Origin of the sequence: Synechococcus sp. R6-7, from assembly GCF_047461695.1 — a bacterium.
Taxonomy (GTDB): domain Bacteria; phylum Cyanobacteriota; class Cyanobacteriia; order Thermostichales; family Thermostichaceae; genus Thermostichus.
Genome location: NZ_JANSHS010000453.1, coordinates 1 through 3946, shown reverse-complemented (window position 1 = coordinate 3946; position 3946 = coordinate 1). Strand labels below are relative to the sequence as shown.

4 protein-coding genes are annotated in these 3946 nt (G+C 56.4%); 3 read left to right on the top strand and 1 reads right to left on the bottom strand.

Translation table 11 applies throughout. The features are described from left to right. Positions 1 to 96: 96 nt before the first annotated feature. A complete protein-coding gene (locus NW815_RS12570) occupies positions 97 to 1065 on the bottom strand; it encodes an isopenicillin N synthase family dioxygenase (RefSeq protein ID WP_414391038.1) in 969 nt (322 codons plus the stop codon). Positions 1066 to 1654: 589 nt separating this feature from the next. On the opposite strand from NW815_RS12570, the gene NW815_RS12565 reads away from it, so the two are divergent. The 3 genes from NW815_RS12565 to NW815_RS12555 all read left to right on the top strand — a co-directional run bounded on the left by NW815_RS12565 (position 1655) and on the right by NW815_RS12555 (position 3738). After that, entirely contained in the window at positions 1655 to 2125 is a 471-nt protein-coding gene (locus NW815_RS12565; protein ID WP_414331929.1) for a hypothetical protein, read from the top strand. A 146-nt stretch (positions 2126 to 2271) separates the two neighbouring features. After that, positions 2272 to 3342, top strand: a complete 1071-nt coding sequence (locus NW815_RS12560; RefSeq protein WP_414416081.1) for a leishmanolysin-related zinc metalloendopeptidase — start codon at positions 2272 to 2274, stop codon at positions 3340 to 3342. A 114-nt stretch (positions 3343 to 3456) separates the two neighbouring features. Further along, a complete protein-coding gene (locus NW815_RS12555) occupies positions 3457 to 3738 on the top strand; it encodes a hypothetical protein (protein WP_011432432.1) in 282 nt (93 codons plus the stop codon). Positions 3739 to 3946: the final 208 nt, after the last annotated feature.

The window sequence follows — 3946 nt, the reverse complement described above, 5'->3', positions numbered from 1 at the left end:
GTGCGGGGCTCCTGCGATTTCTAGCTGAGACAGGCTGGGAACTTCATACTCGTAGGGCAAGGCCGGGATCTGAACCATAGAGACCCACAGTTGGGATCAATGCTGGGGCGGGGATCCTGCCTCGGCCAGGCCGATTTCCCTCAACCGCTGGGCCAAGTATTCTCCGGCAGTCAGGGAAGGAAACCGAGGGATCCCGCCGGTGCGGGCCACACAAGTCGGCAAGGGTGTGAGATCCACTTCTGCACGCGGATGCACAAAGAAGGGAATGGAAAAGCGGCGCTCTTGGGGGTTGTCGGGGTTGGTCACCCGATGGGTGGTGCTGCGCAGCAGGCCATTGGTGAGGTTTTGCAGCATATCCCCGGCATCGACAATGATCTGACCGGGCAGAGCCGAAATGGGCAGCCAAGATCCATCTCGTTGCAGAAGCTCTAGACCTGGCGCGGTGGCTTCACACAAGAGCGTGATCAAGTTGATGTCTTCATGGGCTGCAGCTCGTAAACTCTGGGAAGGGGCTTCAGCGGGAAGGGGCGGATAGTGAATCACCCGCAAGAGATTGGCTCCTCCTTCCACCGCTTTGGGCAAGTATTCGGCAGGCTCCCCCAGATACAGAGAGACCGCCTGCAACAGGCCCTGGGCACAGGTTTCCAGTTGGGCGAACAGCTCTACCATCACCCTGCGAAATTGGGGCACCTCCCGAGGCCAGATGTTGGCAGGAAGGTGGGGATCCCCTTCGCGCCCGATGTGCCAAAACTCTTTCATGTCAGGATAGGGATGATCTTTGGCGTGTTCTTTGCCAAAGGGGGTGTACCCTCGTTGCCCCAGCAGCGCCGGATCCTCATAGGCTCTCTTGGTTGGCTCTGGCAAAAGAAAAACCGCTTCTGCCACCTCATAGGCTTCCCGGATCAATTCCGGCGATAGGCCATGGTTGACCAAGGCAAAAAAGCCAATCTGCTGCAGCGCTTCCCCCACCTGGCGGACAAACTGCTCCCGCTCACCTGCCGTTCCTTTCTGAAAGGCGGCAAAATCGACAACCGGCAGAGTCTGGCGTTGGGGAGTGGTTACCACGGCAAAAGTCGTCTCCGGCGAAGAGTCAACGCTATTTCTAGGCAGCGGGCTTGGTGTCCTATGCTATCCTTCCTAGGGGGACAAGGGGAGAGGTTTGAACCGAAGATGATCTGTTCGGGGCCCATCTGCGATATCTAGAGTCTAAAGCCGCTCGGCTATTCACCTTCCCACAAGATGTAGGTAAAACCCTGCCAAACCTCTGTTGCCTTTGCCTGGAGATTGCACCTTAGTAGTGATTAGTAGTGACCTGTGCCCTTTTCGGGAAGGCTGTGATAGAGTCGATAAAAGCAAAGTTATGACTGGGTTTTCCCAAGAGCAGTTTGAGCCCTGGGTAGGCGAAATGGAGGGAGTTGTTCTGTTGTTGCAGTGGCTTAACTTGGTAAGGCAGGGCAGGCTACTTCTTCCCTCTTTAGCCGATTAAAGTTTTTGTGAAGTTAGGGATTAAGTTGGGGTCTCTGTTGCTTGTCAGCTATAACCGCGCCTAGAATTGCCGAGGACTGATGTTTTCGGAGATAGTTTGCAGACACTGTTGATGTTGCTTTCCTTTTGCCTACTCTCAATCTGTTGACCTTTCGAGACCGACTGCTCTATGACAGACACTCATCCCTGTGCCCCCTGTATTGTGAATACGGGAACTCTGGTCAATAAGCGGGATATTTACCGACTCCTATCCGATTTGGCCCGTGTTCGCTACTTCGATATCGTCGATGGCTCAGTGCGGAAGCAAGGGGAAGGCTGCGTGGTGGATGTTTTTCAGGATCCCACTGCTGCCACACTGGTGGTAAACCGTAGCCTCTACTTAAATGTGAACAGCTTTGATTATGCCTGTCTGCGGGATCCCGCTTCCGAAGAAGAGATTGCCAACCTGGGCAAGGAGCAGCCGGGCGTGGTTATCGACTTGGTTCAGGACGGACGTATTCTGCGCTTGGTTCCCCTGGTGGAGCCGCGTTCGGATCCCGAGGAGCTCTTGGGGGATAACCAGGCGTTGCGGGCAGCGGTGGATGTTTTGGCTGCGGGCTGGGGCATAGAAGAGGAAAACTCTTCCGACTCCTCAGATTGAGAGATCCTGACCTGAAAATATAGACCTCCAAACCCATCTCTTCCTGGCCTTGAAGTTGACCGGTGTGGTGTGACGCAAATCATGCTCGGGAGGATGGTTGCAGCCGGTATGATCCACTTGGGTCATGGGGCTTTTTGGGAGGTGGTGTGAATTCAAGGCAGCGACAGCTTCTGGGGAAAGTATGGGGTCTGCGTCTGCTTGGATCCCTGGTGGCTGTGCTTCTGGTACTGGCGCTCAAGGCCTGCGGGGGAAGTGGTGGCTCCTCTTCTGTGAGTGTCATTCCCACTCCCATTCCAACCGTCATTCCCACTTCTACTCCAACTGTCGTTCTCACCCCTACTCCGACTGTCATTCCTGCCCCTTTGCCCTCGCCAACGACTGCGCCTGCTTCCCAGTTCACCATTGACGTTCGCTTTCCCGACAACAGTCTCACCCCCACCCAGCAGTCGATCGTCCGCAGTGCTGCTCTGCGCTGGCAACAGCTCATCGTTGGCGACCAGCCGGATCTGCCCCCCACCACTATTCGGGCCGACGAATGCGATCGAGGGTTTCCCAGCACGCCACTCAATTTCCCCATCGACGATCTGTTGGTGGAGGTGCGGGCCAGAAACCTCGGCAACGAGCGAATTTTGGGGGGAGCTGCTCCCTGTTTTGTGCGGGCCTCTAACGGTCTGCCTTTTTACTCCGTAGTTCTGTTCAACAGTCAAAATCTATCTGCCCTGGAAGAACGAGGGGATCTGCCCATTACCGCCCTGCACGAGTTGGGCCATGCCTTGGGCTTCTTGCCCATCGTCTGGGATCCCAAGGGGCTAACGGTGGGCTTGGTGGGACGGGATCAGCCTACGCCCCCTGGCTACGATCCCCGCTTCATCGGCCCCAGGGCAGTCAGCGCCTTCACTAGGCTGGGAGGAAACGCGCCCTCTGTGCCCTTGGAGAACCAGTTTGGGGAGGGATCCCGAGATTCCCATTGGCGGGAGAGCGTCTTGGGCCGCGAGCTGATGACCAGCCGCATCGACCGGGGGGTAGCCAACCCCTTAAGCATTCTCACCGTCGAAGCAATGGCAGATATCGGCTATGACGTGAACCCGGCAGCGGCGGATGGCTTTGCTTTGGGGCGCGGCAGGGGGGTCTCTCAACCTTTGGAGCTGCAAGAGCTGGAGTTGACCCTACCCCTACAGCGATTTGACGCCGAGGGCAGGCGGGTGGGGGATCCCTGAGAAAAAGAGCATATTTACTCATGGCCAAGATGCTGCTTCTTAACAATAATGAAGGTCAAGTTGTACAACTTCACAACTTCGACAATCTCTCACCTCATTTCTTTGCAATGAGCCATGGGTATCCTCAAGAAGCTTTTCGGCGGCCTGTTCTCCTTTTTCGGCATTCTCTTCGGCGGCTTGGTGGATTTTGTTACCGGGCCTTTTCGTTCTGCACCAGCTTCTCCCAGCTCTGCTCCTGCGGCTACAGCAACTGCTCCTGCCAACAAGCCCAAGGTGGTGGTGGAGAAGCCTTTTGTGCCCAATGAGATCTCGGCTCCGCGTCCTAACCGTCGCCCTGGCCCGGCTTTGGATGTGTTCCGGGCTATGGTTCAGGAGATCCCTTCGGCGCGAGCTTAGTCTGCCCATCTTCGGGAGCAGCCCGTAAGATGGAGGTGAAACGCTGGAGACTGCTCTCTATGTCCGATCTCTCTTTCTCAGAACAAGAACGGCTGAAACAGCTTGAGCGTGAACTGGAGCAGGCGGCTGCAGCCTCTCGGGAGTCGGGAACATCCGTTGCGTCTTGGGGGAAAAGTGCCGTCCGAGCTTGGGTTGAGACTTGGGGGCG

Coding starts and splice junctions, on each gene's coding strand:
- NW815_RS12555 (WP_011432432.1), top strand. CDS start 3,457: ATGGGTATCCTCAAGAAGCTTTTCGGCGGCCTGTTCTCCTTTTTCGGC.
- NW815_RS12565 (WP_414331929.1), top strand. CDS start 1,655: ATGACAGACACTCATCCCTGTGCCCCCTGTATTGTGAATACGGGAACT.